At 63.8% G+C, this 24,544-nt stretch carries 29 protein-coding genes; 20 read left to right on the top strand and 9 right to left on the bottom strand.

The annotated features are described in order from the left end of the window. Positions 1-29: 29 nt before the first annotated feature. Together ACROUL_RS11295 and ACROUL_RS11290 are read left to right on the top strand one after the other, a co-directional pair. Positions 30-650 carry a TetR family transcriptional regulator C-terminal domain-containing protein gene (locus ACROUL_RS11295; RefSeq protein ID WP_431299574.1) on the top strand — a complete coding sequence of 207 codons (621 nt, stop codon included), beginning with the start codon at positions 30-32 and terminating at the stop codon, positions 648-650. An 84-nt stretch (positions 651-734) separates the two neighbouring features. Beyond that, positions 735-1,022, top strand: coding sequence for a hypothetical protein (locus ACROUL_RS11290; RefSeq protein WP_431299573.1), 288 nt, complete (start codon positions 735-737; stop codon positions 1,020-1,022). Positions 1,023-1,157: 135 nt separating this feature from the next. On the opposite strand, the gene ACROUL_RS11285 is transcribed toward ACROUL_RS11290, so the two are convergent. Next, the gene (locus ACROUL_RS11285; RefSeq protein WP_431301294.1) at positions 1,158-1,613 is read right to left on the bottom strand and encodes a type II toxin-antitoxin system RatA family toxin; all 456 of its coding nucleotides are present in this window, start codon (positions 1,611-1,613) and stop codon (positions 1,158-1,160) included. Positions 1,614-1,781: 168 nt separating this feature from the next. On the opposite strand from ACROUL_RS11285, the gene hpt reads away from it, so the two are divergent. The 4 genes from hpt to ACROUL_RS11265 all read left to right on the top strand — a co-directional run bounded on the left by hpt (position 1,782) and on the right by ACROUL_RS11265 (position 4,055). Next, entirely contained in the window at positions 1,782-2,345 is a 564-nt protein-coding gene (gene hpt / locus ACROUL_RS11280) for a hypoxanthine phosphoribosyltransferase (RefSeq protein WP_431299572.1), read from the top strand. After that, complete coding sequence (locus ACROUL_RS11275) at positions 2,342-2,518, top strand: hypothetical protein (protein WP_431299571.1); 177 nt, start codon at positions 2,342-2,344, stop codon at positions 2,516-2,518. The genes hpt and ACROUL_RS11275 overlap by 4 nt, the downstream gene beginning before the upstream one ends. 59 nt (positions 2,519-2,577) lie before the next feature. Next, positions 2,578-3,465, top strand: coding sequence for a c-type cytochrome (locus tag ACROUL_RS11270; RefSeq protein ID WP_431299570.1), 888 nt, complete (start codon positions 2,578-2,580; stop codon positions 3,463-3,465). A 125-nt stretch (positions 3,466-3,590) separates the two neighbouring features. Then, positions 3,591-4,055 (top strand): c-type cytochrome, encoded by a 465-nt coding sequence (locus ACROUL_RS11265; RefSeq protein WP_431299569.1) that lies wholly within the window; start codon positions 3,591-3,593, stop codon positions 4,053-4,055. Between the two features lie 42 nt (positions 4,056-4,097). Here the strand turns inward: ACROUL_RS11265 and lipA are convergent, their stop codons facing one another. Further along, positions 4,098-5,048, bottom strand: coding sequence for a lipoyl synthase (lipA, locus tag ACROUL_RS11260; protein WP_431299568.1), 951 nt, complete (start codon positions 5,046-5,048; stop codon positions 4,098-4,100). 132 nt (positions 5,049-5,180) lie between these two features. Between lipA and ACROUL_RS11255 the strand changes: the two genes are divergently transcribed. Beyond that, positions 5,181-5,864, top strand: coding sequence for an aquaporin (locus ACROUL_RS11255; protein WP_431299567.1), 684 nt, complete (start codon positions 5,181-5,183; stop codon positions 5,862-5,864). Between the two features lie 109 nt (positions 5,865-5,973). Beyond that, positions 5,974-6,534 carry a hypothetical protein gene (locus ACROUL_RS11250; protein WP_431299566.1) on the top strand — a complete coding sequence of 187 codons (561 nt, stop codon included), beginning with the start codon at positions 5,974-5,976 and terminating at the stop codon, positions 6,532-6,534. 3 nt (positions 6,535-6,537) lie between these two features. On the opposite strand, the gene ACROUL_RS11245 is transcribed toward ACROUL_RS11250, so the two are convergent. After that, a complete protein-coding gene (locus ACROUL_RS11245) occupies positions 6,538-7,650 on the bottom strand; it encodes a DUF6456 domain-containing protein (RefSeq protein ID WP_431299565.1) in 1,113 nt (370 codons plus the stop codon). A gap of 227 nt (positions 7,651-7,877) precedes the next feature. On the opposite strand from ACROUL_RS11245, the gene ACROUL_RS11240 reads away from it, so the two are divergent. Continuing rightward, complete coding sequence (locus ACROUL_RS11240) at positions 7,878-8,162, top strand: DUF6477 family protein (RefSeq protein ID WP_431299564.1); 285 nt, start codon at positions 7,878-7,880, stop codon at positions 8,160-8,162. Positions 8,163-8,223: 61 nt separating this feature from the next. Here ACROUL_RS11240 and ACROUL_RS11235 read toward each other — a convergent pair whose 3' ends face one another. Beyond that, a complete protein-coding gene (locus ACROUL_RS11235; RefSeq protein WP_431299563.1) occupies positions 8,224-9,765 on the bottom strand; it encodes a trimethylamine methyltransferase family protein in 1,542 nt (513 codons plus the stop codon). Between the two features lie 218 nt (positions 9,766-9,983). On the opposite strand from ACROUL_RS11235, the gene guaA reads away from it, so the two are divergent. From guaA to ACROUL_RS11185, 10 genes are all read left to right on the top strand, one after another. Then, complete coding sequence (gene guaA, locus ACROUL_RS11230) at positions 9,984-11,555, top strand: glutamine-hydrolyzing GMP synthase (protein ID WP_431299562.1); 1,572 nt, start codon at positions 9,984-9,986, stop codon at positions 11,553-11,555. 132 nt (positions 11,556-11,687) lie between these two features. Continuing rightward, a complete protein-coding gene (locus ACROUL_RS11225; protein ID WP_431299561.1) occupies positions 11,688-12,677 on the top strand; it encodes a zinc-dependent alcohol dehydrogenase family protein in 990 nt (329 codons plus the stop codon). A gap of 106 nt (positions 12,678-12,783) precedes the next feature. Beyond that, the gene (locus ACROUL_RS11220; RefSeq protein WP_431299560.1) at positions 12,784-13,050 is read left to right on the top strand and encodes a hypothetical protein; all 267 of its coding nucleotides are present in this window, start codon (positions 12,784-12,786) and stop codon (positions 13,048-13,050) included. Positions 13,051-13,094: 44 nt separating this feature from the next. Continuing rightward, entirely contained in the window at positions 13,095-14,006 is a 912-nt protein-coding gene (locus ACROUL_RS11215; RefSeq protein ID WP_431299559.1) for a DMT family transporter, read from the top strand. Between the two features lie 65 nt (positions 14,007-14,071). Further along, entirely contained in the window at positions 14,072-15,142 is a 1,071-nt protein-coding gene (locus ACROUL_RS11210) for a hypothetical protein (protein WP_431299558.1), read from the top strand. Positions 15,143-15,235: 93 nt separating this feature from the next. After that, the gene (locus ACROUL_RS11205) at positions 15,236-16,108 is read left to right on the top strand and encodes an ATPase (RefSeq protein ID WP_431299557.1); all 873 of its coding nucleotides are present in this window, start codon (positions 15,236-15,238) and stop codon (positions 16,106-16,108) included. A gap of 27 nt (positions 16,109-16,135) precedes the next feature. Continuing rightward, a complete protein-coding gene (gene metA / locus ACROUL_RS11200; protein WP_431299556.1) occupies positions 16,136-17,053 on the top strand; it encodes a homoserine O-acetyltransferase MetA in 918 nt (305 codons plus the stop codon). After that, positions 17,028-17,960, top strand: coding sequence for an alpha/beta fold hydrolase (locus ACROUL_RS11195; RefSeq protein WP_431299555.1), 933 nt, complete (start codon positions 17,028-17,030; stop codon positions 17,958-17,960). The genes metA and ACROUL_RS11195 overlap by 26 nt, the downstream gene beginning before the upstream one ends. Positions 17,961-18,001: 41 nt before the next feature. Beyond that, positions 18,002-18,877 carry a polyphosphate kinase 2 gene (gene ppk2 / locus ACROUL_RS11190; RefSeq protein WP_431299554.1) on the top strand — a complete coding sequence of 292 codons (876 nt, stop codon included), beginning with the start codon at positions 18,002-18,004 and terminating at the stop codon, positions 18,875-18,877. Continuing rightward, on the top strand, positions 18,874-19,485 hold the full coding sequence (locus tag ACROUL_RS11185) for a TetR/AcrR family transcriptional regulator (protein WP_431299553.1): 612 nt from the start codon (positions 18,874-18,876) through the stop codon (positions 19,483-19,485). Before ppk2 ends, ACROUL_RS11185 begins: the two co-directional genes overlap by 4 nt. Here ACROUL_RS11185 and ACROUL_RS11180 read toward each other — a convergent pair. The 5 genes from ACROUL_RS11180 to ACROUL_RS11160 form a co-directional block, all read right to left on the bottom strand. Next, the gene (locus ACROUL_RS11180) at positions 19,482-20,555 is read right to left on the bottom strand and encodes an ABC transporter ATP-binding protein (RefSeq protein ID WP_431301293.1); all 1,074 of its coding nucleotides are present in this window, start codon (positions 20,553-20,555) and stop codon (positions 19,482-19,484) included. The two genes, ACROUL_RS11185 and ACROUL_RS11180, sit on opposite strands and share 4 nt — an antisense overlap. A gap of 17 nt (positions 20,556-20,572) precedes the next feature. Further along, positions 20,573-21,382 carry an ABC transporter permease gene (locus tag ACROUL_RS11175; RefSeq protein WP_431299552.1) on the bottom strand — a complete coding sequence of 270 codons (810 nt, stop codon included), beginning with the start codon at positions 21,380-21,382 and terminating at the stop codon, positions 20,573-20,575. Next, a complete protein-coding gene (locus ACROUL_RS11170; RefSeq protein WP_431299551.1) occupies positions 21,379-22,248 on the bottom strand; it encodes an ABC transporter permease in 870 nt (289 codons plus the stop codon). The genes ACROUL_RS11175 and ACROUL_RS11170 overlap by 4 nt, the downstream gene beginning before the upstream one ends. A 164-nt stretch (positions 22,249-22,412) precedes the next feature. Continuing rightward, positions 22,413-22,673 carry a hypothetical protein gene (locus ACROUL_RS11165; RefSeq protein WP_305568571.1) on the bottom strand — a complete coding sequence of 87 codons (261 nt, stop codon included), beginning with the start codon at positions 22,671-22,673 and terminating at the stop codon, positions 22,413-22,415. 126 nt (positions 22,674-22,799) lie between these two features. After that, positions 22,800-24,203: a PLP-dependent aminotransferase family protein gene (locus ACROUL_RS11160; protein ID WP_431299550.1), complete on the bottom strand. Its 1,404-nt coding sequence runs from the start codon at positions 24,201-24,203 to the stop codon at positions 22,800-22,802. A gap of 90 nt (positions 24,204-24,293) precedes the next feature. Between ACROUL_RS11160 and ACROUL_RS11155 the strand changes: the two genes are divergently transcribed. After that, the gene (locus ACROUL_RS11155) at positions 24,294-24,497 is read left to right on the top strand and encodes a DUF1127 domain-containing protein (RefSeq protein ID WP_431299549.1); all 204 of its coding nucleotides are present in this window, start codon (positions 24,294-24,296) and stop codon (positions 24,495-24,497) included. Positions 24,498-24,544: the final 47 nt, after the last annotated feature.

The raw sequence follows: 24,544 nt of genomic DNA, 5'->3' as shown, positions 1-24,544 counted from the left end.
CTCCCTTCGCAAAAGGTGCGTCAAGCCCGATGTCCCCAACCGCCCGCCCCCGAACCCGCATCCAGCAAAAGAACCGCGACACCATCCTCGACGCGGCGCTGGAGGTGTTTTCGGTACACGGCTTTCGCGGCGCGACGCTCGACCAGATCGCCGAGGTGGCGAGGCTGTCAAAGCCGAACCTGCTTTACTACTTCCCCTCGAAAGAGGCGGTTCATCAGGCGCTTTTGACCGGGCTTCTGGATACCTGGCTCGATCCGTTGCGCAAGATGAACCCCGCTGGCGATCCGGTCGCTGAAATCCTCGGCTACGTCCGCCGCAAGCTCGATCTTGCCCGCGATTTTCCCCGCGAAAGCCGGCTTTTCGCTGGGGAGATCCTGCAAGGCGCGCCCCGGATGCGCCCCGCGATCGAAGGCGATCTGAAGGCGCTCGTCGACGAAAAGGCGGTTATCCTTACCCGCTGGATGGACGAAGGCCGCATCGCGCGGGTAAGTCCAGTTCATCTCATATTCTCGATTTGGGCGCTGACCCAGCACTACGCCGATTTCGAGGTGCAAGTCCGCGCGGTTCTCGGGGCCGGGCACGATCCCTTTGCCGAAGCGCAGGATTACCTCGACACGCTGTTTCGCAAGTTGCTGGCGCCGAACGATTGAATTGTAACTGTTCGATTGCTGCGTCATGCGGCTTTGTCGTCTAGAACGCAGCGAGGGGGCGTCGTCGACAAGAGGACGCAAATCATGACGTCAGTAATACCGCAGCGGTCGCTTCTTCTGACACCGGCAGCTTTGCCACAGCCGCAACCTGCCGCCGACCATCGCGGACCGGGGCTCGCCGTGTCGGAGCCAACGTCGCAGCCGCAGCACCGACTTGCACTGCGCCAGCCCGAAGGTCCGACCGCCAGCGAGCATCATCTTGCCCTGCCGCCTCCGACAACGGCCGAGGCGGCTGCCGAGGCGGCGCGACGAGCCTACATCCACGCAAGCATCGCCGCAGGGGTCAACCCGTTGCCATTGCCGGGACGCTGATCCAAGAGCGCTGATCCCCTCGGTCGTGCCGTCCGATCTCGGCGTCTTACGGACGCCGGGCCAAACTTGCGTGCCACCGTTGACCGTCTCAACAGCACAGCTGTCTGCTTCGCCCCGTCAGGCCCGCTCAGCGCTTCAAACCGAGCGCGTCCCGTAAAGCTCGGCCGCACGGCGTTCGAAGGCGCGCACGACCCGCTGCATCGCATCGTTGAACACCACGCCGATTATCCCTTGCAGGATCGCATTGCGAAACTCGAAGTCGACGAAGAAATCCACCTCGCAGCCGCCCTCGATCTCGCGGAAGGCCCAAGTCGATTTCATGTGCCGGAACGGGCCTTCCACATATTCGGTGTCAATGGTTCGCAGACCCGGCCGCAGGGTGACACGGCTGCCAAAGCGTTCGCGGAACACCTTGAAGCTGATCACCAGATCCGCCTCCATCACCTCGCCGCCCTCGATCGGCGTGCGCGACCTGATGCGCGCGGCCGAATTCCACGGCAGGAATTTCGGATAGCTGCCGACATCGGCCACCAGATCGTACATCTGCTGGGCGGAATAAGGCAGGCGTTTGGTTTCGTGATGGGTGGGCATCGGCACGGCACAGGGGTTTTCCCCCATGTCACCCGTCACGCTGCAGGGGTCAAGCACCCTGCGCCGAGATGTCACCCTTTTCCGCCCCATCGGGGTAAATCGAACGCGCCCTCTCGAAACGCGGGCGGAATGTCGTTAGGACTGTGGAACCAAGCAGGGGAAAGCCAGATGCCCGACCGGCCCTATGTGATCGACCAGATGATCAGCGCCAAGTCGATCGCCGCGCGGGTTGAAACGCTGGCGCGCGAAATCACCACGCATTACGCCGGCACCGACAAGCTGATCGTCGTGGGCCTGCTGCGCGGATCGTTCGTGTTCATCGCCGACCTCGTGCGCGAAATCGACCTGCCCGTGGAGGTCGATTTCCTTGAAGCATCCAGCTACGGCGACGCGATGCATTCCAGCCGCGAGGTGCGCATCCTGAAAGACCTGCGCGGCGAAATCGCGGGCCGCGACGTGCTGGTGGTGGAAGATATCGTCGATACCGGCTTCACGCTGCACCACGTCAAGCACCTCCTGCTTTCGCGCGAACCAAAGCGGCTGGAGGTTTGCGCGCTTCTCGACAAACCGTCGCGCCGCGAGGTGCCGATCAAGGCCACCTGGACGGGTTTCGAGATCCCCGATGAATTCGTGGTCGGCTATGGCATCGACTTTGCGCAGCGCAACCGCAACCTGCCCTACATCGGCAAGGTCCGCTTCGTGGACGCGGTCAAGGACGAGGCGGCCGAATGAACATTATCCCGTGGCTGGTGCGCGCCAAACGCTGGGCGCAGAACCCGCCGTCGGAAGACCGGGTGAAACTGGTGTTTGTCGTGGTCGCGCTTTGCCTTCTTGTCGCCGGCTACGAATGGGCCTTCGGATGGCCGGAATGGCTGGCGGTCAATCGCATGACCTCGAAACCGTGACTGGACACCACCGGTGCACCGGTTAGGGTCGCGCAAATGTGGCGCCCGGAGGCTTCTTGATGCGGATCTTGCGTTGGCTCATTGCGTTGGGCGTGATCGCGGCCGGTGGCCTGTGGGTTCTGGCCCGACCTGCCCCCTTGGCCGCCAGTGCGGTTGACGGCCTAACCGGCGATGCCACGCGCGGCGAGGCGGTGTTCTGGGCCGCAGGCTGCGCCAGTTGCCACATGGCCGAAAAGGCCGAAGGCGACGCCGAACTGGTGCTCAGCGGCGGCCAGCGCTTTCCGTCCGATTTCGGCACCTTCATCGCGCCGAACATCAGCCAGGACCCTGAACACGGCATCGGCAAATGGTCGGCGCTCGATCTTGCGAACGCCGTCACCCGCGGCGTCAGTCCGGAAGGCGAACATCTGTATCCCGCTCTGCCTTACGCCTCCTATGCCAAGATGCAGATGCAGGATGTCGTCGATCTTTATACCTTCATGAAGACCCTTCCCGCCGACCCGACCCCCAGCCAACCGCATGAGCTCGGCTTTCCGTATTCGCAGCGCGCCGTTATCGGGTTATGGAAGCTGATGTTCGTCAACAACGACTGGGCGCTGCCGGGCAACCTTACGCCGACCGCCGACCGTGGCCGCTATATCGCCGAGGCGCTGGCCCATTGCGGCGAATGCCACACCCCGCGCAATGCCCTTGGAGGGCTTGACAAGACGCGATGGCTGGCCGGTGCCCCCAACCCGTCGGGCAACGGCAAAATCCCCAACATCACCCCGGCCAAACTGACATGGTCGGCGGCAGACATCGTGCAGTATCTGACGACCGGCTTCACCCCGGAATACGATTCTGTCGGCGGCCACATGGCGCATGTGGTGGAGAACATGGCCCGCCTGCCCGAAGGTGACAGGCAGGCGGTGGCCGAGTATCTGAAGTCGGTGCCAGCGGCGGAATGACGCCGGAATTGTAATAAACCTTTGGCATAGGCGCCCCAAATACTATGCGAATACTATGGCCGCCTTCATCGCCTTCTGGTGGAGTGGCCGGACTGAAACCCGGAACTCTCCGAAGGAGACCGTTGATGAGAAAGACCATTCTTCTGGCTGCCACGCTATCGGCACTTGCATTCAGCGCGGTTGCGCAAGCGGAAGACCCCTTTGCCGATGCCGTCGAAATGCGCCACGGCCTGATGCTGCAAATGGCGACGGACATGGGCAAACTTGGCAGCATGGCCAAGGGCGAAGCTGCCTATGACGCCGCCATCGCCGGCCGGGCGGCCAGCAACGTCGCCGCCATCGCCTCTGTCCTCAGCATGGACCAGTTCCCTGCCGGGTCCGAATATCAGGCAGCGACCGACAGCTTCGCGCTGCCCGCGATCTGGGCCACGCAAGACGATTTTCTGGCAAAGATCACCGACCTGAACACGGCGGCCGCAGCCCTTAAAGTTGCGTCCGCGACCGATGTTGAAGGCCTGAAAGCCGGGATGGGTCAGGTCGGCGCCGCGTGCAGCGCCTGCCACAAGGCATATCGCCAGCCCGAAGAATAAGCCTAACGCCCCGCCTGACCCATCAGGCGGGGCAAACTCTTGTCAGACCCGACCCAGCCGTTCCAGCCGAGCGGCCCGCAGTTGCGCAAAATCGTCGCCAGCGTGATAGCTGGACCGAGTCAATGGCGTGGCCGAAACCATCAGGAAGCCTTTTCCATAGGCGGCCGTCTCATAGCCCTTGAACTCATCCGGGGTCACGAAGCGGGCTACCCGGTGATGCTTTGGCGTGGGTTGCAGATACTGACCGATGGTCAGGAAATCGACGTCCGCCGCACGCATGTCGTCCATCACCTGTAACACCGACTGCCGGTCCTCGCCTAAGCCCACCATGATGCCCGACTTGGTGAACATCGTCGGGTCCAGTTCCTTGACCCGCTGTAACAGCCGCAGGCTGTGGAAATACCGCGCGCCGGGGCGCACCTCCGGGTAAAGCCCCGGCACGGTTTCAAGGTTGTGGTTCAGCACGTCCGGGCGCGCGGCCACCACAGCCTCCAGCGCTTCAGGTCCGCATTTCAGGAAATCGGGGATCAGCACCTCGATCGTGGTTTCCGGGCGCCGATGCCGGATGGCGCGGATCGTCTGGGCGAAATGGTCCGCCCCGCCGTCGGCCAAATCATCGCGGTCAACGCTGGTGACAACCACGTGGTTTAGCCCAAGCTCGGCCACCGCATGGGCCACGCGACCCGGCTCAAACGCATCCAGAGTCTGTGGTTTTCCGGTCGCGACGTTGCAAAACGTGCAACCACGCGTGCAGATCTCGCCCATGATCATCATGGTGGCGTGGCCTTGGCTCCAGCACTCTCCCACGTTGGGACAGCCGGCCTCTTCACACACCGTGACCAGCTTTTTCTCGCGCAGGATGTCGCGGGTACGCTTGTATCCTTCCGATGTCGGGGCGCGAACGCGGATCCAATCCGGCTTTTTCGGCTGGGCATTATCGGCCCGATGGGCCTTCTCAGGGTGGCGACCTTCGGGCAACTTCAAATCTCGCACAGCAAAATTCCCCTTAACGCCGACGCTTCTTCCTATGTAAGTTCCCCGGGCGGCGAAGGCAACCGGCGGAAGACCGCTGCCTTTCCGCGCCAAGGGAAAAACATGCCGATCAGGCATATGAGGGAACAGAACATGCAGAAGAAACTATTGGCCGAGGGATTGGGAACCGCGATCCTCGTCCTGTTCGGGTGCGGAACGGCGGTCTTGATGGGCCCCCAGGTGGGGATGCTCGGGATCAGCCTCGCCTTCGGCCTCGCCATCGTCGCGGCGGCCTACGGTATCGGCGCGATCTCGGGCGCACATCTCAACCCGGCGGTGTCGCTTGGCATGGTCGCCGCAGGGCGCATGACTTTCGGTGAATTCGCAGGCTACGCCGTGGCGCAGGTGATCGGCGCCATCCTCGGAGCCGGGGTGCTTTACCTGATCGCATCGGGCACTGCGGGCTATTCGCTGGAAACCAATGGCCTTGGCGCAAACGGTTACGGTGCTGGCTATCTGGGCGAGTATTCGCTGACCTCGGCACTGGTGTTCGAGGTGGTGATGACCTTCATCTTCGTCACCGTGATCCTTGGCGCCACCGGAAAGGGTTCGACCCCCGGCTTTGCCGGTCTTGCCATCGGCCTGACCCTCTGCGCGATCCACCTAGTCGGCATCAACGTGACCGGCGTTTCGGTAAACCCGGCGCGCTCGATCGGACCGGCCGTCTTTGTCGGCGGCAACTCGCTTTCGCATCTGTGGGTGTTCATCGCGGCACCCTTGCTGGGTGGCGTTCTGGCAGGCGCTGTCCACCGCGCCGGCCTGACCCGCGCCGACTGAGGCAACAGGGTCAAGCGGGATGCACAGTGCTGCATCCCGCTTGACGCAGATCAGGGTGGTCCCTCCGGCGACCGCTGTAGACAGACCGACAAATCCGGGGAACCAGCCGATGTCGCCTGCCGAAACCGCCCTTGCCGTTCTTGTGCTTCTGGTCACGCCGGGGCCGACCAACACGCTGCTCTTCCTTGCCGGAACCGAACGTGGCTGGTGGCCCAGCCTCAGGCTGATTCCGGCCGAACTTGCTGGCTATCTGACCGGGGTGATCCCGCTGATGCTGATCGGCACCGCGCTTCTGGGGCGCTATCCGTCGGTCGAACCGCTGATCACCGTTCTGGCCGGCATCTGGGTCGCGGTGCTGGCGGTTCGTCTGATCCGCCCGTCGCAGACCACGCTGAGCGCGGCGGTGGTGACGCCACGCCTCGTCTGCATCACCACCCTTCTGAACCCCAAGGCGCTGATCTTCGGCCTGGTCCTTTTGCCCGGCGCGACTGCAGCGCTGAACCTCGCGATCTTCGTCGCCTCGGTCGTGCTGGTGGCAGCAGGATGGGCCGGCGCGGGCGCACTTGTTGCCAAGGGCGATGCGCGGGCCCTACCGCTCCTGCGCCGCCTTGCGGCGGTGTGGCTTGCCGTCGTGTCGGCCGCGCTGATGCTGCGCGGCCTTTCCGCCTGAACCTCAGCCGATCAGCGGCCCCGACCGGCCATAGGTCTCGTCATAGTGCCGGCGCAGACGTTGCAACGCTATGCGCAGCACGATCTTGCCCGACCGTGCCGCCCAGCCCAGCCGCTTTTCGGCGATCTCAAGCCCTTCCAGAAAACAGCAGCAGCGCAGCGCCACATCGCCAAGCCCCGGCCCAAGGTCCCGCAACGCCGCCGCCACCCGCGTGCGCGCCTGCGACGGCCCTTCCGCCAAGCCACTGTCCGCCTGCATCCCGCCCCGGTCCGCCCCTGTCAGAAACCGGTCCCAGTTCTGCGCCACCCTTGGCCCCATCTGCGCCAGTTCGAAATCCTCGCGCAGCCGTTCGCCTGCCTCGACCAACTCCGCCTCGAGGAACGGCTTGCCGTCCTTGTCGCGCCGCCGACCCAGCACCCCGATCGGGCTTTCCGCCAGATTGTAGCGCACCCGCCGCCGCACCCCGTCCTCCACCACGCTCCGCTCGCCCCACGTGCGATGCTGGTCCGCAAAACTCGCCGGGGCTTCGGCCATGCCGTGCCGGCGCCGATCCTCGTCGTCGATCATGCGCTTCAGCGCCGCGCGCCCGATCGCGGTGATCTCATAGGTCGAAACCCGCCCCGCCTTGCGGCAGGCAATCCAGTCCTTCAGCGTGAAGGCCTGCGCCACCGCCCGGTCCAGTACGCCGGTTCGCATGTTGCGGCCATCGGGAAACTCGCGCAGCACCACCGCCTTCTCCATCTCGGGCGCTATCGCCATCACGGCGCCCGGCTCCGCCAGACGGCGCAGGATGCGCCGCCCCTCGCGGTCAAGGGCCTGGTCGTCGACAGTGGGCTGCGCGTGGCGCAAGGGGGCTGACATTGGCGGGGTGTCCTTCCTGGCTGGATTGGCTCTCGTTGCTTCGAACATCCGGGAAAAGGCGGTCAACGCCTCGTCCAGAAGCGGATCATCGCGACGGTTCTCGTAACGGCGGACCTGGCGCATGATGGTCGAGGCATGGCGCCCCTCCCGTTTTGCCAGGGCCCGGAACGAGCATCCGTCTTCGGTATGGTCAAGGTAAAGCCGCACAGCCGGCGGAAGCCAGTCGGGCAGGCGCGGATGCGTAAGGTCAGGCAATGCACTCTTTCCGTTCTTCAGTTCACCTGCTTGCCGCACTGTCCAGCCAAGGACAGGGGCAACCTTGGGTCGAATTGGTTACCTGATCGTTAACTTTCTGATCGTTATTAATAATTTGCGGGAATTCCTAAAGAGTTTGGTAACCTCCGTGCGCTCGAATTGGTGTTTGTGCAACGCAGGGTTGAATGCGCGCATGGTGGGTGTCGGTCATAGAACGGAGTGTCCTGATGTCTGATTTCCGCACCATCCTCGCCAACCTGCGGCGCCCACGGCTGTTGATGCGCGCGGCCCGCTGCGGTCTGGGCGACTACAGTCGCGATCGCGACTTGCGCCGGCTGGTGAAGTGCGACCACTCGCCCGAACAGACCGTCCCCAACCTTCTGGTCGAGGAGGAGAGGCTCGAACAGACCCGGCTGCGCGGTGACATCGGCTATTCGGTGGCGCGTCACATCGACGTGCTGATCGCCCTGCTGGCCGAGGCCCAACTTTTGCGTCGCGCTGGCACCGCCTGACGCGCCATATGAAAAAGGGGCGGTCGCCCGCCCCTTCTTCCCGTGTCCTTATCCGAAAGCCTCAGACGAAAGCGTCAGGCATCTCGGCCTTGCGCTTGGCGACATAGGCGTCCAGCGCCTCGTGAATGCCCTCGTCCAGCGCCGGTTGCTGGTAATCGCCCAACTGTTTTTTCACCCGCTCCGCCGCCAGCGCTTGCGTATCGCGCGCGCCTTCCTCTGCCCAGGTTTCGAAGGGCTTGTAATCGAACAGATCGCTGCGCCAGAACGCCGACTTGAAGTTCGCCTGCGTATGTTCGCAGCCAAGGAAATGCCCGCCCGGCCCGACCTCGCGCAGCGCGTCCATCGCCTGACCATTGGTGTCCATCATCACGCCTTGGGCCAGATGATGCAGCGTGCCAAGCTGGTCCGCGTCCATCACGAACTTCTCGTAGGAACTGACCAGCCCGCCCTCCAGCCAGCCGCAGGCATGCAGCATGAAGTTCACGCCCGCCAGCAGCGCCATGTTCAGGCTGTTCGCCGTCTCGTAAGCTGCCTGCGCATCCGGCAGTTTCGATCCGCAGAAACTGCCGCCCGACCGGTACGGCAGGTTCAACCGCCGCGCCAACTGCCCCGCTCCATACGTGATGTGCGCGGCCTCCGGCGTCCCGAACGTCGGCGCGCCCGAGTTCATGTCGATCGACGTCACGAAGGCGCCAAAGATCACCGGCGCACCGGGCCGAACCAGCTGGGAATAGGCCACCCCCGCCAGCACCTCGGCCAACACTTGCGTCAGCGTCCCCGCGACCGTCACCGGCGCCATCGCTCCGCCCACGATGAACGGGCTGATGATGGCCGCCTGATTGGCCTTGGCGTAAACCTCAAGCGCGCCCATCATGATGCCGTCGAACGTCAGCGGCGAGTTGATGTTGATCAGGCTGGTCATCACCGTGTTCTGGTCGACGAAATCATTGCCGAACAGGATCTTCGACATCGCCACCGAATCTTCCGCGCGGGACGGCTCGGTCACCGACCCCATGTACGGCTTGTCCGACAGCACCATATGCGCCAGAAGCATGTCCAGATGGCGCTTGTTCACCGGCACATCAGTCGGCTCGCAGACTGTGCCGCCCGAATGGTGCAGCCACTTCGACATGTAGCCCAGCTTCACGAAGTTCTGGAAGTCGGCAATCGTCGCATAGCGCCGCCCGCCTTCCACGTCGCGCACGAAGGGTGGGCCATAGACCGGCGCCAGCACCAGATTGCGTCCGCCGACCTCGACCTTGCGCTCCGGATTGCGCGCGTGCTGGGTGAACGATGAGGGCGCCGTCGCACACAGCTTCCGCGCCAGACCGCGCGGGATATGCACCCGCTCGCCCTTCACATCCGCCCCCGCCGCGCGCCAAAGGTCCAGCGCGCCCGGATTTTCCACGAAGTTGACGCCGATCTCCTCCAGAACGGTCTCGGCGTTCCACTCGATGATCTGCAGCGCCTCTTCGTTCAGGATTTCGAAATTCGGGATGTTGCGCGTGATGAACCGCGCGGTGTCCAACGACACCGCCGTCCGCTCCGCCCGCCGCGCCGATCCACCACCGCCGCGCGCCCTGCGCCCTGCCACTTCGTTCATCATCGCCTCCAACGCTTTTGCGAACCTTATGCCGCCAATCCAGCCGCCTCCCAGACTTGAAACCGCCGCTTGCTCTCCAAAACCGACACGATGCCCTGCAATAAACGACACCGTGTTTCCCCTTCGCTAAATATCCCACGGGGGCGCGGGGGTGTGAAACCCCCGCTTCGCGCCGGTCGGCCCCTTGCGAAACGCTGCTTCAAACGCTACGCGAGGCCATGACACATCACGATCGCCTCCTCATCATCGACTTCGGCTCCCAGGTGACGCAACTCATCGCGCGCCGCCTGCGCGAGTTGAACGTCTACTGCGAGATCCATCCATACAACCGCGTCGACGATGCCTTCCTCAAGGCTTTCGCGCCGAAGGCGATCATCTTCTCGGGCGGCCCCGCGTCGGTCTTTGCCGAAGGCGCGCCGATGCCGCCCGCCTCGGCCTTCACGGCAGGCGTGCCGATCCTCGGCATCTGCTACGGCCAGCAGGTGATGATGCACTGCCTTGGTGGCAAGGTGGAACGCGGCCACGGCACCGCCGAGTTCGGCCGCGCCTACGTCACCCCGACCGACCTCACCCACCCGATCCTCGCCGGTTGGTTCCCACCCGAAGACGGCCCCCTCGCCCGCGAACAGGTCTGGATGAGCCACGGCGACCATGTCTCTGAAATCGCTCCCGGTTTCTCGGTCTACGGCACCTCGCCGAACGCGCCATTCGCGATCACCGCCGACCCTTCGCGCCACTTCTACGCCGTCCAGTTCCACCCCGAGGTGCACCACACCCCGAAGGGCGCGCAGCTTTACGAAAACTTTGTCCGTCTCGCAGGCTTCAAGGGCGACTGGACGATGGGCGCCTACCGCGAGGAAGCCATCGCCAAGATCCGCGCGCAGGTCGGCGACGCCAAGGTGATCTGCGGCCTCTCCGGCGGCGTCGACAGCTCCGTCGCCGCCGTCCTGATCCACGAGGCGATCGGCGACCAACTTACCTGCGTCTTCGTAGACCACGGCCTTCTGCGCTTGGGCGAGGCGGAACAGGTCGTCACCATGTTCCGCGACACCTACAACATTCCCCTGATCCACTCCGACGAATCTGCCTTGTTCCTCGGCGCTCTGGAAGGCGTTTCGGACCCCGAGGTCAAGCGCAAGACCATCGGACGGCTTTTCATCGACGTGTTCCAGAAGCACGCCACCGCCGTCGGCGGTGCCACCTTCCTTGCGCAAGGCACGCTTTACCCCGACGTGATCGAAAGCGTCAGCTTCTCAGGTGGCCCTTCGGTAACCATCAAATCGCACCACAATGTCGGCGGGTTGCCGGAAAAGATGGGCCTCAAGCTCGTCGAACCCCTGCGCGAACTTTTCAAGGACGAGGTCCGCGCCTTGGGCCGCGAGCTTGGCCTGCCCGAGCCCTTCGTGAAACGCCACCCCTTCCCCGGCCCCGGCCTCGCGATCCGATGCCCCGGCGAGATTACCACCGAAAAGCTGGACATCCTGCGCCGCGCCGATGCCGTCTACATCGACCAGATCAAGAAGCACGGGCTTTACGATGAAATTTGGCAAGCCTTCGCCGCGATCCTGCCGATGAAGACGGTGGGCGTGATGGGCGACGGGCGGACCTACGACTACGCCCTCGCGCTCCGTGCCGTCACTTCCGTCGATGGCATGACCGCAGACTACTACCCCTTCACCCACGATTTCCTCGGCGAAACCGCAACACGGATCATTCAGGAAGTTCCCGGCATCAACCGCGTGTTCTACGATTGCACGTCGAAACCGCCCGGAACGATCGAACTAGAATAGCGCCGCCTCACGGCCCGGCCAGGGCGGCGAAAGTCGGGGTCCGTGCTCCCCGCGTGACGTTGGCTTCCCCCAATTTGCGGGATTGACGCAACGCCCTTGCCCAGCCTGTATGGCCCCGGGGGGAACCACACCATGCATGCCACACGCCTGTTCGCTACTGGCGATATTCGAACGGTCGACGTTCCCGTGCCCACACCCGGCCCCGGCGAGGTTCTGGTGCGCGTTCTTGCGGCTGGCATCTGCGGCACCGACCGCCACCTCTTCAAAGGCGAATTTCCCTGCGCCCCGCCCGTCACCCTCGGCCATGAGTTCTCTGGCGAGGTCGTGGCGCTGGGCGAGGGCGTTACCCTTCCCCTCGGCACCCGGATCGCCTGCGATCCGAACATCGCCTGCGGCACTTGCGAGGCCTGCCTGCGCGGCCGCGTCAACCTCTGTGCCCGCAACGTCGCCATCGGCATCCACCGCGACGGCGGCTTTGCCGATTACGCCGTCATCCCGGCCCACCGCGCGCTTCCCGTCGGTGACCTTGATCCCCGTATTGCGGCCTTCGCCGAACCCCTCGCCTGCACCCTGCACGGGATCGACCTCGGCGCGCCCCGGCCCGGCGAGCGGGTGCTGGTGATCGGTGGCGGCGTCATCGGCCTTCTTGCGGTGCAGCTTGCCCGCAACGCCGGCGCCGAGGTCACCCTTCTGACCCGCGACCGTGGCAAGCGCGACCTCGCGCGTCAGGTCGGCGCCACCCACACCGCCGCAACCGAAGCCGAGGCGCGCGCAACCCTCGGCCCCGGCGCCGACCTTGTGGTCGAATGTGCCGGTGTGGTCCAGACGGTCGAAATGGCCCCCCGCCTCACCCGCGCGGGTGGCAGGGTCGTTGTGCTGGGTGTATTGCCGAAAGGGGAACAGGTCAGCATCGAACCATTCGACCTTCTCTTCCGGGAAATCAGCCTGCTGCACAGCTTCATAAATCCGTTCACCCAGTCCCGTGCGATTCAGCTTCTGTGCGATGGCCGGGTGGATGTCGCCCCGCTGATTTCCCGCGTAATCCGGCTTGCCGACGCGCCGGCCGCCATAGTGAACCCCGCCCTTCCGGGCGAGGTGAAGGTTCTGGTCATTCCTGACTGAAAGATGCCCGTCACCACCCCACGACCGATAGCCCCGTGCAGCAGGTGCCGCGCTGGTGCCATAATGGCCTGTAAACCTGTGCTCGAAAGAACGACAGGACCCCTCAATGGAGCTGCTGCTTGGCCAGGCCGTGATGTTGTGCCTGCCCGCCTACCTCGTGGCGCAGGTCGCTGCCTTGCTGGTCTGGCCAGTGCGCATTTCGGCCGTGCCGCTGGCCATCATGGGGGCGGCCACCGCCTCGGCCGTGGTCGGCTACGCCAGCGACTCGAACCTTGCGCCGATCTTCATGGTGCTGGCCGCCCCCTTCTGCCTGCTCTGGCTTGTCCTCGCAGGGCTGATACGCGGGTTGATGCGAGGGCTGATGGGGCGCTGAAGCCGGGTGGACATTCGCCGCCCGCCCGGCAAGGGTAGGTTTCCATGCCAGCCGTTTTCCGCCCCCTCGCCGCCGCTCTCTGGATGTCCGGGGCCATAGCCGCTTTCACCGCGATGGCCATCGCCACCCGCGAGATCAAGCATGTGCACGACACGTTCGAAATCCTCGCCTTCCGCTCGGCCATCGGCTTCGTGATTGTCTGCAGTGTCGCCGGGTTCTTGGGCCACCTCTCGCGCGTCCGCACCGACCGGTTGCCCAGCCACCTGTTGCGCAACGTGTTCCACTTCACCGGCCAGTCGCTGTGGTTCTGGGCGATCACGATGATCCCGCTGGCGCAAGTCTTTGCCCTCGAATTCACCTCGCCAATCTGGGTGATCCTTTTGTCTCCCCTCGTCCTTGGCGAACGGCTGACCCGCCCCCGTCTCATCGCCGCCGGCCTCGGCTTCCTTGGCATCCTGATCGTTGCGCGGCCAGATTTCGGCCACCTCGACCCTGGTGTCGCGGCCGCCATCGGCGCCGCTTTCTTCTTTGCCGCCACCACGCTCATGACCAAAGCGCTGACAAGGGGCGAGGCCATTGTGTCGATCCTGTTCTGGCTGACCCTGATGCAGACCTGCTTCGGCACCGTGGCCATGCTGGCCGACGGCGCCTACACCCTGCCCACGCTGCAGACCCTGCCCTGGCTCATCCTGATCGCCATCGCGGGCGTCACCGCGCACCTGTGCCTGACCTCGGCGCTCTCGCTTGCGCCGGCCAGTTTCGTCGTGCCAATCGACTTTGTCCGCCTGCCGGTGATCGCCGCCATCGGGGCCGCCTTCTACGCCGAACCGGTGCAGGCCACCCTTTTCAGCGGCGCCGCTCTGATCTTTCTGGGCAACTGGATCAACCTGCGGGCGGCAACACGGGCAACTCCGCCACAGGGGAGCACTCACGAATCCGTTACGCCGCGTCATTGATTGACCGATATTGGGCCTGGGCCTACCCTCTTTTGCAGGGGAAATCTCAATTTCGGGATGAGAACATGAAACGACTACTCACAACGGCCGCCGCACTGGCAGCCGCAGCCAGCGGGGCACATGCCGGTGGGGTCGAACGCTCGTCCCAATCGGTTGCGATCCTGTTCGAAGAAGGCCGCTACGCCGAACTCAGCTTCGGTCACTTTTCACCCGACGTCAGCGGCAGCGTCGGCGGCGGTCTGGCAACGTCAGGCGACATGGCGCCAAGCTACACATCCTGGAGCCTCGGCTACAAGATGGACGTCGGCGACAAGATGGACTTCGCCCTCATCGTCGATCAGCCGATCGGCGCCAACATCGATTATCCGGCCGGCACCTTCTACCCACTCACCGGGTCAACCGCGGAACTGACGTCGACCGCGCTCACCGCCCTCATGCGCTACCAGATGGCAGGCAACGTCTCGGTCTACGGAGGCCTGCGGTACGAGACGGTGAAGGGCGACGTTGCCCTGACGGGTGGATACACCCTCACCACCAATAACGACCGCGAGCTCGGCTACGTCGTTGGTGTCGCTTGGGAAAAGCCGGAAATTGCAGCCCGGGTGGCGCTGACGTACAACTCGGCGATCACCCATTCCCTCGAGGCGGTCGAAGCGAGCCCATTTGGACTTGTTGAGACGACCTTCGACACCGAAGTGCCCCAGTCGGTCAACCTTGAGTTCCAGACCGGCATCGCCGCCGACACGCTTCTGTTCGGGTCGATCCGCTGGGTCGATTGGTCGGTGTTCGAAATCGCCCCACCGGTCTATCTCTCCGCGGGCTTTGGCCCGCTCGTCGCCTATCCCAAAGATCGGATCACCTACAACCTCGGCATCGGTCGGCGGTTCAACGACACGTGGTCGGGTGCATTCCTCCTTGGGTATGAACCGTCTGACGGCGAACTCACCGGCAACCTCGGCCCGACCGACGGCTTCTCAAGCATCGGCCTTGCCGCGACCTACGCGGTGGATGGCGTCAAGATCACCGGCGGTGTGCGCTATGTCGACATCGGCGATGCCACCACGAACATCGTCGGCGGCAGTTTCACAGACAACTCCGGCGTCGGCTTCGGCGTTAAGGTCGGCTACAACTTCTGATCCGACCTTCAGACCCCACCCCTATACCGGGTGGGGTTTTTCGTTGTCCTTCCGCGGCCCCGGCGGTAACAGGTGGCCCCAAGGGGTGACGCGATGATCTACCAGACCGGCAAGGATTACCTGTCAGCGCAGCGCAAGCGCGTGCTTCTCTTTGGCATGTCGGGACTTGGCAAGACGCACCTTGCCAATATGCTGCGCGATCAGGGCCAGACCGGCAATGGCTGGTTCCACTACTCGGTCGATTACCGCATCGGCACGCGCTACATGAACGAATACATCGCCGACAATTTCAAACGCGAGGCGATGAAGGTTCCGCTCTTGCGTGAACTGCTGATGACAGACTCGGTCTACATCGCCTCGAACATCACCTTCAACAATCTCGCCCCGCTGTCCACTTACCTTGGCAAGCCGGGCGATCCGGCCAAGGGCGGCGTACCATTTGCCGAATACATGAAGCGGCAGGAACAGCACCGTCAGGCCGAAGTTGCGGCCATGCTGGATACCGCCCGCTTCGTCGACCGTGCGGATGAAATCTATGGCTACCAGAACTTCATCTGCGATACCTCCGGCTCGATCTGCGAAGTGGTCGATCCCGACGATGCCGCCGACCCGGTGATGCGCCAATTGGCCGACACCCTGCTCCTCGTCTGGATCAAGGGGTCCGACGATCACACGGCCGAACTTGTCCGCCGCTTCGACCGCGCGCCGAAACCGATGTATTACCAGCCCGCGTTTCTGCATTCGGCATGGGAAGAATACCGCGCAACCCATTCCGTAACCGAAGAAAACTGTGATCCTGATGCCTTCGTCCGCTGGACCTATGCTCGCGCCCTTGCCCACCGCCAGCCGCGCTACGCCGCGATGGCGCGCTGGGGCGTGACAGTCACCGCCGAGGCGGTGGCCGCAGTCAAAGACCCTGCCGGGTTCGACGCGATGCTGGCCACCGCCATCGACGCCGCCCACTGACCTGCCGCTGGAAAGGAAGCCCCGAACATGCCCATTACCCTGCCCGAGACCCTGCCCGCCTATGACGTTCTGCGGAACGAGGGCGTCATGGTCATGTCGCCCGAACGGGCGGCGCGGCAGGATATCCGGCCACTGAAGATCGGGCTTCTCAACCTGATGCCGAAGAAGATCCAGACCGAAAACCAGTTCGCCCGTCTGATCGGCGCCACGCCCCTGCAGATCGACCTGCACCTGATCCGCATGTCCGAACATCAGACCAAGAACACCGCCGCCGAGCATATGGAGGCCTTTTACCGCCCGTTCCAGGAGGTGAAGGACCAGAAATTCGACGGCCTCATCATAACCGGCGCCCCTATCGAACACCTGCCCTTTGACGAGGTCACCTACTGGGACGAACTGTGCGAGGTGATGGATTGGACCCAGACCAACGTCCAATCCACCTTCGGCGTCTGCTGGGGCGGCATGGCGATGATCAACCACTTCCACGGCGTGCAGAAACACATGCTGCCGGCCAAGGCGTTCGGCTGCTTCCGCCATCGCAACCTCTGCCCCACTTCGCCCTACCTCCGCGGGTTTTCTGACGATTTCGTGATCCCCGTCTCCCGCTGGACCGAGATGCGCCAAGCCGAGATCGATGCCGCCCCCGGCCTGAAGACCCTGCTTGGCTCCGACGAGGTCGGCCCCTGTCTGGTCGAAGATGCCGGCCACCGCGCGCTCTACATCTTCAACCATTTCGAATACGACAGTGACACGCTGAAGCAGGAATACGACCGCGACATCGCCAACGGCACCCCGATCAACGTACCCATGAACTACTATCCGGATGACAACCCCGCGATGCAGCCCCTGAACCGGTGGAGAAGCCACGCCCACCTTCTATATGGCAACTGGATCAACGAGATTTACCAGTCAACGCCATATGACCCTGCCGAAATTGGCCGCTAGCGCCCTTCTGATCCTTGTCGTAATGGCCGCGCTGACGCACTGGCGCGCCAGCACGCGCGAAGCCACGGCCAACGCCGATTTCCCGCCCGACGGCCAGTTCGTGACCATCGAGGGCCGCCGCGTGCATTATGTCATGCGCGGCAGCGGCCCTGATCTCGTCCTCATCCACGGCGCCAGCGGTTCGCTCCGCGACTTTACCTTCGCGCTCATGGACCGTCTGGCGCAGGATTACCGCGTCATCGCCTTCGACCGCCCCGGCCTTGGCCATTCAGACCCGATCTCCGACACCAGCCTCACTGCGCAGTCCAGCGCCCTGAAGGCCGCCGCCGCAGAACTGGGCGTGACCAGCCCGGTTGTCCTTGGTCAAAGCTACGGCGGCGCGGTCGCCCTCGCCTGGGCGATGTCCGGCGGGCCAAGGGCACTGGTCCTTGTCAGCGCGCCCAGCCTGCCTTGGCCCGGCGCGCTTGACATCTGGTATCGCGCAACTGCCAGCCAACCCGGACAGATGGTCCTCGTCCCCCTTGCCGCCGCCTTCGTGCCGCAGTCCTACGTGACCCGCGCCACCGAGGCAGTGTTTGCCCCCGATCCGGTTCCGCCCGGCTACGGCGCCTGGCTTGGTACCGAACTGACGCTTCGCCGCGAAACGCTCGCCACCAATGCCGCACAGGTGAACGCGCTCCGCGACGAGCTTGTGGCGATGGAACCGCGCTACCCATTGCTCACCCTGCCGGTCGAACTGATCCATGGCACCGCCGACACCATTGTGCCGCTGACCATCCACTCCAGCCCGCTCGCGACGCGGCTCCCCAACGCCTACCTGACCGTAATCCCCGGCGCCGGTCACATGCCACACCACGCCCATGCCGATGTGGTCATCGCCGCCATCGCGCGCGCCGCATTGCACTGACGCGCCCAATCGCCATACTGACCGAAAACCCGGAGGATTTCATGGATCTGCCCTTCGACGGCGCCATCAGCCGCTATTTCCGCGAAGGCGCGCCCGCCGCCATCCGCAAGGCCATCGAAAAGGCCGACAAGGATGACATCCTGACCAAATCCTATCCCTACCGGGAAGAGATGAAAGGCAAGGACTACGACCGCCACATGGAAGGCCTGCAAATCCAGCTTGCCCGCCTGCAAGCCGATGTGAAGGCCACCGGCAAGCGCATCGTGATGGTGTTCGAAGGCCGCGACGCCGCTGGCAAGGGCGGCACCATCGAAGCGATGCGCGCCAACATGAACCCCCGGGTGGCCCAGATCGTCGCTCTCTCCAAACCCTCCGACCGCGAGGCCGCACAGTGGTATTTCCAGCGCTACGTCGACTGGCTTCCGGCCAAGGGAGAAATGGCGCTCTTTGACCGCAGCTGGTATAACCGCGCAATGATCGAGCACGTGTTCGGCTTCTGCAAACCCGACGAACGCGCGAAGTTCTTCCGACAACTGCCTGATTTTGAAAACATGCTGGTCGACGAAGGCATCGTCGTCATCAAGTTCTGGCTCGAGGTCGGGCGCGCCGAACAGTTGCGCCGCTTCCTCGCGCGCGAAGGGGATCCACTCAAGCAATGGAAACTGTCGTCGATCGACGTCGACGGCTTGCCGAAATGGGACGAATACTCCGCCGCCATCGACGAGACGATGAAGAAAAGCCATTTCAAGAACGCGCCCTGGACGGTGATCCTGTCCGACGACAAGAAACGTGCCCGCATCGCCGCGATCCAGACCCTCCTTCACCAGATCGACTATGTCGGCAAGGACAAGGACGTGATCGGCAAGATCGACAGCGCCATCTGCGGCGGCCCCCAGATCCGGTCGAACGAGGGATGAAGCGCGGCTACCACCACGGCAATCTCCGCCAGGCGCTGGTCGAGGCGGCGCTGGCGCTGATTGCCGAAAAAGGCCCGCAAGGCTTCACCTTGACTGAGGCCGCGAAGGCCGCCGATGTGACCCCTGCCGCCGTCTATCGCCACTTCGCCGGCCGCGACGACCTTCTGGCCGAGGTTGCGCGCCAAGGCTACGACATCTTCGCAGCCCTGATGGAGTTTGCCTACAACAACGGCCAGCCCACCGCCCTTGCCGCCTTCGAAGCGACGGGACGCGCCTACCTCGCCTTTGCGCGCAAGTATCCCGGCCACTATCAAGCGATGTTCGAAAGCGGCCTCAGCCCCGCCGACTACCCCGATCTCGCGCAGGTCGCCGCCAAGGCCCGCCACGTCTTGGAACGCGCCGCCGAAAGCCTGTCGCAGCACATGCCCGCCGACAAGCGCCCGCCTGCGATCATGTTCTCGTCGCACATCTGGGCCCTAAGCCACGGCGTCGTGGAACTGTTCATGCGCGGCGACCGCCAGAACGCGCCCTTCCCGCCCGAAGACCTGCTCGAGGCCGGGATCGGCATCTACTTGCGCGGCCTCGGGCTTCTGCCCGCCGACGGTTAGCGGAACAGAACTAGCGCCGAAGGGCTCCACGCCACGCGCACCTTGGTGCCAACCTCCAGCACAGGCCGCCCCGGCACGTTGCGCATCGACAGGCGCACTTCAACATCGGTGCCGCCCAGATAGACGTCATAATAGGTCATGTCGCCGAAGTAGATCACCTCGTCGATCACGCCTTCCGTCTCGCGTTCGCTTGCCTTCTGGTCATCGTAAAGCAGGGTCAGCGTCTCGGGGCGCATCCCGACCACCGGGCTTTCGCCGCGGACCGGTGGGGCCAGCGACGCATCCAGCATCACGCGTCCCAGCCCCTTGGCCTCGATCTCGACCTTGTCGCCCGATTCCGAAATCACCGTCACCGGAACGAAGTTCATCGTGCCGATGAAATCCGCGACCTTCTTGGAATTCGGCCGCCGATACAGCGTTTCGGGGTCGGCCAGTTGCGCGATCTCGCCTTCGAACATCACCGCCACCCGGTCCGACATGACCAGCGCCTCTTCCTGGTCATGCGTGACCAGAATGAAGGTGATGCCAACCTGCCGCTGCAGCTTGATCAGTTCAACCTGCATGTGCTCGCGCATCTTCTTGTCCAGCGCAGACAAGGGTTCGTCCAAGAGCAGCACCTTCGGCTTCAGGATCAGCGCCCGCGCCAAGGCCACCCGCTGCCGCTGCCCGCCCGAAAGCGCATGTGCCGCCCGCGCGCCAAAGCCGCGCAAGCCAACCATCTCCAGCGCCTCTTCCACGGCGCGGGCCTTGTCGGCTTTCGAGCGCGGGTCGCGGCGCAGGCCGAAGCCCACGTTTTCGGCCACCGACATATGCGGAAAGATCGCGTAGGACTGGAACACCATGTTCGTCGGCCGCGCGTTCGGCGCGACATTCGCCATGTCCTTGCCGTCGATCATGATCACGCCTGACGAGATATCCTCGAACCCGGCAATCGTGCGCAACAGCGTGGTCTTTCCACAGCCCGACGGCCCCAGAAGCGAGAAGAACTCGCCCGCCCGGATCGTTCCGTTGATCCCCCTCAGCGCGTGGTAGTCGCCATAATACTTATGGACGTCGCGGAACTCGATCATCGTCTTTTCGGTAATCGTCACAGGAAGCCTCCGGTATCCTTGCCACCGGTCTTCGCGATGCCGCGACGGCGGAAATATTCAGCAATGGCCAGCATGCAGATCGAGAACAGCACCAGCAGCGTCCCCAAGGCCAGCATCGACGGCACTCTCGCGGGGAACCGGAACTGGCCGAAGATATAGACCGACAGGATTGGCTGCCCCGATCCAAGGAAGTTCGATATGATGAATTCGTCGATCGAGATGGTGAAGGTAATCAGGAATGCCGACAGGATCCCCGGCATCACCAAGGGCAACACGATCAGCCGAAACGTGCTCCACTGGGTCTCGCCCAGATCCAGCGACGCCTCTTCCAGCGACCGGTCCAGCGACTGGAACGCCGAGGTCAGGATCGCCACCGCAAACGGCATACAGATCAGCACATGACCGAGGATGATCGTAAAGATCGATAGCGGAATCCCGATCGACAGCAACACCACCAGCAATGCCATCGCGATGATCATCTCGGGCAGCACCAAAGGCAGCATGATCAGCCCAAGTGCTGCAGGCTTGCCCGGCCAGCGATAGCGCACCGTCGCCCGGGCGGCAAAGACACCGAACACCGTCGCCAGCGTCGCAGTTGACAGGGCGATGGTAAGGCTGTTCAGCAGCGCGGTCTTCAACTGCGCATCATCAAACATCTCGCCGAACCACTTGGTCGTGAATCCGTTCAGCGGAAACGCAACGATCCGCCCATCGTTGAACGCAAAGAGCGGCAGGATGATGATCGGGCCATACAGAAACAACAGATACAGGATCGCGTAACCGCCAAGAAAGGGCGCCTTCTTCATTTCTGCCCCCCAAGGAACCGGCGGTTCAACAGCACGAACACAAGGCTCACCATCCCCACGATGAACATCGCCGCGACCGCAATCGCCGATCCCTGCGCCTGATCCCGTATCTTCAGCATCTGGCTTTCAATGAGGTTGGCAATCAACGGCACCTTGCCGCCACCGATCAGTTCGGGCGTCACATAATCGCCCACCGTCGGGATGAACACGATCAGGACGGCGGCAATCACCCCCGGCATGGTCAGCGGCAGCGTCACGCGGATGAAGGTCATCAACTTGCTCTCGCCCAGATCCTGCCCCGCCTCCAGCAGGCTTCGGTCCACCTTTTCAAGGCTGACAAAGATCGGCAGCACCGCAAACGGCGCGTAAGCATGGCTCAGCGTGATGATCATCGACAGCATCCCGTTCGACAGGATGTTCAAGGGCTCGTTGATCACCCCGATGTTGATCAGCGCGCTGTCGACGATGCCTTCATAGCCAAGGATCGTGCGCCACAGCGCCACGCGGATCACATAGCTGGTCCAGAACGGAATGGTGATCAGGAACAGCCACAGCGCCTTTTTCGAAGGCGACACGTGGAAGCTTACGAAATAGGCAATCGGGTAGGCCAGCACCACCGTCACGAACGTCACCGCCAGCGACACATACAGCGACCGCAGCATCACCGACTGGTAGATCGGCTTTTGGAACAGCTCGGCAAAGTTCGACAGCGTGAACGGCAAGCCGATCTCGCCCCGTCCTCCGGTCAGCACCGAATACAGCAGCACCGTCGCCAGCGGTGCCGCCAGCAAAAGCATCGCATAAATCGCCGGAGGCGAAATCAGCAGCCAGCCGGTTCGGGCCTCTTTCCCCTGAGAACTTGCCATGTCGTCCCCTGTCGCCCGTGCGGCTTGCCGCACATCATTTGATCAAATCTAGACCGGTTGTTCGCTTCAAGGCAAGGGGGCGCGAGCGGCGTCGCAAAATCAAACGAAATCGACGGCGGCCGCCTATGCCGCCACCGCATGCCGAACCCTGCCAGAGAAACGCTTCAGCCGGCAACGCGCTCGATTGCAATTGCCCGCTTTTTCAGCTCGTCATAAAGGGTCGGCACCACGCGCAGGCTGCCAACGGCCACCCGCAACGCATCCGATATCCGGGCCTCCGACGGTGCATCGCTGGCCACACGCCAGACCATGCGCCGCGTCACGCCATCATCGTAAACGATCTCGGTTCCGCCTGCGCGAGTCTTGCGCCAACCAAGAAAATCCGCGCCGCCATGCGGCGCGTGAAAGGTAGACTGGTGTCCCATTTTCGGGCTCTCTTTGTTTTTCTGCTCTGCCCGAAACCTGAGCCATCCCAGCCCTTTCGGTCAACCGTGCCGACCGGAAATTTCCACAAACCGAGTCCTATCTGCAACAGTCGGCCAACCAATGCCTCAGACCGAAAGATCCGATGGCGGGTTGGCCAGCAGGTCGGCCAGCGTCCGCATCGCCCGCTCGAATGCGTCACGGGCAAGACTGCCTGAAATAGCGATGCGCACCGCACTTGGCGCCCGCCCGTTGATCAGTGCGTATTCGTCGGCCGACCGCACCAGAACACCCCGCGCCTCGGCCATCCGGGTGAAGGTCGACGCCCGCCACCCCATCGGCAGGCGCAGCCAGACGAACGGCACCCCCGGTTGCCAATCAAGGTCGAACGCCCCGATGTGGTTCACCAGAATCTGCAACCGCTCGGCAAACTCCGCCTGCACCTTGCGCTTGATCGCGGCGGCGGCCCCGGACCGGAACAGATGCAGGCACAGGTCCGCCACCGGGCGCGACAGTGCAAAGAACCCATGCTGCGCCGTCAACCGCCCGGCCTCGCCCATCCCGGCCGGGCAGATCACATAGCCAAACCGCAGCGCCGCCGAGATCGTCTTGGACAGGCTGCCCACCAGCCAGACCCGCTCCGGCGCCAGCGCGCGCAAACTTGGAATGTCGCTTTCCGCGACCGAATAGCAATCGTCCTCCAGCACCTGCAGGTCATAGCGCCGCGCGATCTCGGCAATCTGCTGACGCCGCTCCACCGGCATTCGTCCGGTCGTCGGGTTCTGTGCCTCCGATGTCAGGCACAGTACCTGCGCGCCGTGCCGCCGGCACGCAGCCTCCAGCGCCGCCGGCACGATGCCGTGTTCGTCGATCTCTACGGGCACGACTTCGGCCCGTGCCGCCCGCGCGGCATAGCGAAAGCCCGGATAGGCCAGTTCCTCGATCAGGACCACGGGCCGCTCGCCGCGCAGGCAGCAGTCAAAGATCAAGTGAATCGCGTTCTGCCCGCCATGCGTCAGCGCCACGTCCTGCGGCCCGATCGGCCCCAGCAGCCGGTCGCCCATCCAGCCCACGATCTCGGCCCGCAGGTCCGCCTCGCCGCCCTGACTGGTGTAATCCAGCCAGCCCTGCCCCGTCGTCTCGGCCATCGCCAGCAGCGCTGCCCGGAACGCCTCGCGCTGACCCACCTCGGCCACCTGCGGCGGGCGCAGGTCAACAAGCCCCGTCGCACCACCCGTCAGCCGCTCGGTATAAAGCGCCTGCGTCGGGCCAAGTCGAGGGGCTTGGGCCGCAACAAAAGTGCCACGCCCCACGGTTGCCGCCAGCAGCCCTTCCTGCGTTGCAAGCTGATAGGCCCGCGCCACCGTTCCCGGCGTCAGATGCAAGCGCCAGGCCAGATCCCTAACCGTGGGGAGCTGCGCGTTGGGCGGCAGATCGCCGGTCCTGATCGCCTCACGCAAGGCGCGGCTCAGGCTCAGATACTTCGGGCCTGGAAATTGACTCAGATCGGGCGCCCAAGTTGTATCAGTCACAATAAACCTCTGGCGCTTCTGTGTGTGGAATTGATACAAGCGCTGTATAGAATGTCTGTGATTGTATCAACACAAAAGAAAGACGTAACGATGTCCCGCGCACCCACCCTCGTCCGCGCCACACCCACCGCCACCGGCCTTCTCCGCGCCGTCATCGACACGGTAGTCGCCTGGTCGGTCCGCCGCCGCGAACGCGCAATGCTGGCCCGGCTTGACAGCCATCTTCTGCGCGACATTGGGCTGGACCCAGAAACAGCAGCAGTCGAGTGCGCCAAACCGATTTGGCAGCCCTGACCGGCTGGATGCCACCGAAACCCCTGACTGGACCGGGTTTTCCCGGT

The sequence above is a fragment of the Tabrizicola sp. BL-A-41-H6 genome (genome assembly GCF_050632395.1).
Taxonomy (GTDB): Bacteria; Pseudomonadota; Alphaproteobacteria; order Rhodobacterales; family Rhodobacteraceae; genus JAUYQR01.
This window is presented reverse-complemented; position numbering and strand designations above follow the sequence as displayed.